The 5,410-nt window shown below is 73.3% G+C and carries 3 protein-coding genes; 1 reads left to right on the top strand and 2 read right to left on the bottom strand.

Features of this window, described 5'->3' with window-relative positions; genetic code table 11:
- Nucleotides 1–942 (top strand): ribosome small subunit-dependent GTPase A (gene rsgA, locus BH719_RS03220; RefSeq protein WP_009743312.1); only part of this gene is annotated, 942 nt, incomplete at its 5' end.
- A gap of 124 nt (nt 943–1,066) precedes the next feature.
- Here rsgA and BH719_RS03215 read toward each other — a convergent pair.
- Together BH719_RS03215 and BH719_RS03210 are read right to left on the bottom strand one after the other, a co-directional pair.
- On the bottom strand, nt 1,067–1,669 hold the full coding sequence (locus BH719_RS03215; protein ID WP_009743311.1) for a GDSL-type esterase/lipase family protein: 603 nt from the start codon (nt 1,667–1,669) through the stop codon (nt 1,067–1,069).
- A gap of 55 nt (nt 1,670–1,724) precedes the next feature.
- Nucleotides 1,725–5,410 (bottom strand): multifunctional oxoglutarate decarboxylase/oxoglutarate dehydrogenase thiamine pyrophosphate-binding subunit/dihydrolipoyllysine-residue succinyltransferase subunit (locus tag BH719_RS03210; protein ID WP_009743310.1); only part of this gene is annotated, 3,686 nt, incomplete at its 5' end.

Genomic DNA, 5,410 nt, shown 5'->3' with positions numbered 1-5,410 from the left:
CGGGGGCCGCGCGCCGGGGGCGCCGGCCGCGTCGTGGGGGTGCGCGCCAAGGAGATCAGGCGCGGCGGCGTCATCATGGGCGACAGGGTGCGCCTCGCGGGCGACCTGTCGGGCGCGCCCGGGGCCCTGGCGCGCATCGTCCGGGTCGAGGAGCGCTCCACCGTGCTGCGCCGCAGCCTGGAGGACGCCCCCGACGCGCGGGGCGAGAAGGCGATCGTGGCGAACGCGTCGCTCATGTGCGTCGTCATCGCCCTGGCCGACCCGCCGCCGCGCACGGGCATGATCGACCGCTGCCTCGTGGCCGCCTACGAGGCGGGGCTGCGCCCCGTCCTGGTCCTCACCAAATCGGACCTGGCCGACCCCGGGCCGCTGGTCGGCGCCTACGCGGACTTCGACCTCGACGTGGTCGTGACCGGGGGCGGGGGCGCCAGCGGCGCCGACCGGCTGGCGGAGGCGCTGAGCGGCGAGTTCTCGGTGCTGGTCGGCCACTCCGGTGTCGGCAAGTCGACCCTCATCAACGCCCTGTCGCCGGACGCGGACCGCGCAGTGGGCCGCGTGAACGGGGTGACGGGCCGCGGGCGGCACACCTCCACCTCCTCCGAGGCCTTCGAACTGCCCGGCGGCGGGTGGATCGTGGACACTCCGGGCGTGCGCTCCTTCGGGCTGGGGCACGTGGGCGCCGATGACGTGCTCGCCGTCTTCCCCGACGTGCGCGACGCCGCCTCGTGGTGCCTGCCGCTGTGCACGCACGCCCAGTCCGAGCCCAGTTGCGCGCTCGACGCCTTCGCGCGGGGCGAGGCCCCCTTCGGCGCCGGAAGCGGCGGGGGGGCGGACCCGGGATCCGGGGTGCTCGCCCGGCGCGCCTCCCGGGTGGCCTCGGCGCGCAGGCTCCTGGATGCGGTGGCGACGGCGGAGGCCGCCAGCAGGGCCGCGCGCGGGTAGGCGGGCCCGGGCCCGCAGGGCGGCCTTGCGCGCTGCGACTCGACGGGGAGAGGCCCGGAACTCCGACCGGTGGGGGACGCGGAACAGCGGCCGCAGCGCCCGGCCAGCGGCCCCCAGTGCGCCGTCAGTCCTCGGGCAGGGACGCCCCCGTCCACTCGTACCAGCCCTGGTGCTGGACGATCCAGGCGATGAGCGCGTACCCCGTCTGCCCCGGCAGCGTCATCCCCGCCTCGTTGCGGGCCATCGACCCCGCCATGTCCTCGAACCACTGGTCGTGCGACACCAGCGGGGTGAAGGTGTCCACGAAGGGGATCTGCCGCCGCGCGCACACCTCCGCGCAGGAGCGGCTGAGGGCCCGCAGCGCCTGCTGGTCGACGCCCGCCAGGGGCGGGGGCCCCACGACGAAGCAGGGGATCCCCAGCACCGCCGCCCTGTCCGTGATGTTCGCCAGGTTGAGGCGCGAACGCGCAGTCGACACGCCCGCGGGCACGTCGGCGGGCCCCACCCCGATCACCAGGCCGCGCGGCTGGTCGTCCGCCAGGCGGGGGGAGACCTCGGCCTCCCAGCGCATCCCCATCTCCTTCGTGGTCTCCCCGGGCATCGCCAGCGCCATCACCGTCGCGGGGACCTTGAAACGGGAGCGGGCGCACACGCGGCCGATCCAGCCCAGGCTCCGGGAATCGCCCGTGCCCGCCACCAGCTCGTCGCCGATCACGCACAGCCGCATCGTCCACTCCCTTCGACTCGCACCGCTATGCGTCCAGGATACGGAGCGCGGGGCCCTAATCGCCGAACGCCGCGCGCAGAAGGAGCGAGGCCTGCTCCTTGTGCAGCGACGGGCGGCCGGCCGCGGTGGTCGCGGACTCGGGCCTCGACACCAGGCGCACGGGCCTGGGCCACTGCGCGAACAGGTTGAGCGCCAGGTGCGGCCACGCGCCCTGGTTCCTCGGCTCGTCCTGCACCCAGACCACCTCGGCGCCCGGGTACTTGGCCAGCTCCTCGGCGAGGGCCTGGGCGGGCAGCGGGTAGAGCTGCTCGAGGCGGACGACGGCGGTCGCCGGGTCGCGCCTGGCCGCGCGCTCGCGGACCAGGTCGTAGTAGACGCGCCCCGTGCACACCAGGACCCGTTCCACGGACGCGGGGTCGATGCCGGCCCGCGCCTCGCCGATGACGGGGCGGAAGGAGCCGCTGGTGAACTCCTCCACGGACGAGGCCGCCGCGGCCAGGCGCAGCAGCTGCTTGGGGGTGAATGCGATGAGGGGCTTGCGGGGGCGCTTGTACGCCTGGGTGCGCAGCATGTGGAAGTGGTTCGCCGGGGTGGAGGGCTGCACGATCCACATGTTGTCCTGGGCGGCCAGCTGCAGGTAGCGCTCGATGCGCGCGCTGGAGTGGTCCGGCCCCTGCCCCTCGTAGCCGTGGGGCAGCAGCATGACCAGGGCGCTGCGCTGGCCCCATTTCTGCTCGGCCGAGCAGATGAACTCGTCGATCACGGTCTGGGCGCCGTTCGCGAAGTCGCCGAACTGCGCCTCCCAGATCGTCAGGGTCTCCGGGCTCTCCAGTGAGTACCCGTAGTCGAAGGCGAGCACCCCGTACTCGGACAGGGGGGAGTTCCACACGCCGAAGTCGGCCTGGTCGGGGCGCAGGAACCGCAGGGGCGTGAACTCCCTGCCGTCCGTGTGGTCGTGGAGCACCGCGTGCCGCTGGACGAAGGTGGCGCGCGCCACGTCCTCGCCGGACAGGCGCACATTCGTCCCCTCCATGAGCAGGGTGCCCATCGCGAGGATCTCGGCGAAGCCCCAGTCGATGGGGCGCTCGCCCATCGCCATCTCGCGGCGCCGCTCGCACAGCCGCCGGATCTTGGGGTGGGGGGTGAACCCCTGTGGGAAGCGCGTGTGCGCCTTGCCGATGCGGCGGATCCGGGGGGCCGAGGTGGCCGACGTCCACCCGATCATCATGCCCTGGCCGGGCAGCTGGGACTCGGGCATCGTCCACCCCGAGTCCTCCGCCTCGCCCGCGCCGCCCACGCCCGCCGTCAGCGACGGGTCGGGGGCGGGCCGGCCCTCGTGCCCGCCCGAGCGCGTCTCGTCGAGGATGCGCGACAGCTCCGCCTCGTACTTGGCGATCGAGGCCCGCGCCTGCTCCTCGGTGAGGCGCCCACGCCCCACCAGGTTGCGCACGTAGACGGAACGGGTGGAGGGGATGCGGTTGATGAGGGAGTACATGACGGGCTGCGTCATCGACGGGTCGTCGCCCTCGTTGTGCCCGCGCCTGCGGTAGCACACCATGTCGATGATGACGTCCTTGTGGAAGCGGCAGCGGTACTGGAAGGCGAGGCGGGCGCAGCGCACCACCGCCTCGGGGTCGTCGGCGTTGACGTGCAGGATGGGGATCTGCAGGCCCTTGGCCAGGTCCGTGGGGTAGCGGGTGGAGCGCCCGGAGGCCGGGCCGGTGGTGAAACCGATCTGGTTGTCGACGATGACGTGGATCGTCCCGCCCGTCTTGTATCCCTCCACCTGGCTCATGTTGAGGGTCTCCTGGACGACGCCCTGCCCGACGAACGCCGCGTCCCCGTGGATGAGGACGGGGATGATCGGCAGGTCCGGGTCGCCCAGGGCATCCTGCTTGGCGCGGACGATGCCCTCGAGGACGCCGTCGGCGGCCTCCAGGTGCGAGGGGTTGGCGGCCATGTACACCTTCGTCGCCATGCCGTCGTCCACGGAGTACACGCCCCACGTGCCCAGGTGGTACTTCACGTCGCCGCTGCCCTGGGCGGGGTTGGCCACGTAGTTGCCCTCGAACTCGCCGAAGATCTGCGAGTAGGACTTGCCGGCGATGTTGGCCAGGACGTTGAGGCGCCCGCGGTGGGCCATGCCGATGGCCACCTCGTGGATCCCCGCCAGGGCAGCCGAGGAGAGGAGCTCGTCGAGCAGGGGGATCAGGGACTCCCCGCCCTCCAGGGAGAAGCGCTTCTGGCCCGTGAACTTGGTCTGGAGGAACTCCTCGAACGCCTCCGCGCGGATCAGGGTGTCCAGGATGCGCGCCTGCTCGGCGTCGTCGGGGGCCGAGTAGGGCTTCTCGATGCGGGACTGCACCCACTGGCGCTGGACGGGGTCCTGGATGTGCATGTACTCGATGCCGACCGTGCGCGTGTAGGTGTCGCGCAGCTGGGCGAGGATCTCGCGCAGGGGGAGGGTCTGGCCGCCCCCGGGGCCGCCGCCGGGGAAGGGGCGGTCGAGGTCCCACACGGACAGGCCGTAGGAGGAGAGCTCCAGGTCGGGGTGGTGGCGAACGCGGTAGGACAGGGGGTCGGTGTCGGCGGCGAGGTGCCCGCGGGAGCGGTAGGCGTGGATGAGCTCGGCGATGCGCGCCGCCTTGCCCTTCTCCCGCGCGGGGTCGTACTCGTAGTCCGCCTCCCACTTGTAGGGGCGGGTGGGCACGTGCATGGAGGTGAAGACGCGCTCGTAGAAGCCGTCGCGCCCCGACAGCTTCTGGTCGATGAGCGCCAGGAGGCGGCCCGAGTCGGCGCCCTGGATGACGCGGTGGTCGTAGGTGGACGAGAAGAACATCGTCTTCCCGATGCCCATCGCGGCCAGGCGCTTGGGGGACACGCCCCGGAACTCGGCGGGGTAGTCGGTGGCGCCCACGCCGATGATGATGCCCTGGCCCGCCATGAGGCGCGGCACCGAGGTCGTGGTCCCCAGCGTCCCGGGATTGGTCAGGGTGACGGTGGCGCCCGCGAAGTCCGCCGGGGCGAGGGCGCCGCGCCGCGCCCGGGACACCAGGTCCTGGTAGGCGGCGACGAACTCCGCGAAGGTCAGGGTGTCGGCGTCGCGGACCACGGGCACCTTCAGCGAGTGGTTGCCCTCGGCGTCGGCCACGTCGATGGCGAGCCCGAAGCCGATGTGGGCCATGTGCTCGACGGCGGGCTTGCCGCCCTCCAGGGCGTAGCGCACGTTGAGGCCGGGCATCTCGCACAGGGCCTCGACCAGGGCGTAGCCGATGAGGTGGGTGAAGGACACCTTGCCGCCCACGCTCCGCGCCAGGTGGGAGTTGATGAGCGCGCGGTTCTCGATGAGCAGCTTCGCCGGGATCTGGCGCTGCGAGGTGGCGGTCGGGACGGACAGGGACGCCTCCATGTGCTTGGCCGTGGCCCGTGCCGCGGATTTGAGGACGGAGGTCTGGTCGCTGGTGGCCGCGCCCGCGCCCCGGGTGAAGGCGGCGCGCCCGTGCTGTTGGCGGGTGTAGGGGCTGGTGGCCTCGGCGACGGCGGCCGGCGGGGCGGGGGGCAGGTCGGCGCGCGTCACCGATTCCTCGTTGGCGATGCCCTCCTGGGGCGCGGGCTCTTCCAGGCCGGTTGCGGGCCCGGTGACGCTGAGCGGTCCCCCCTCCGGCTCCGGGCCGGGCGCGGGGAGCTGCCCGGTGGGCGCGGGCGGGGCCGACGAGGCGGGCGCCGGCGGGGTAGTGCCGT

The organism is Pauljensenia hongkongensis (genome assembly GCF_001746855.1).
Classification (GTDB): domain Bacteria; phylum Actinomycetota; class Actinomycetes; order Actinomycetales; family Actinomycetaceae; genus Pauljensenia; species Pauljensenia hongkongensis.
This window is presented reverse-complemented; position numbering and strand designations above follow the sequence as displayed.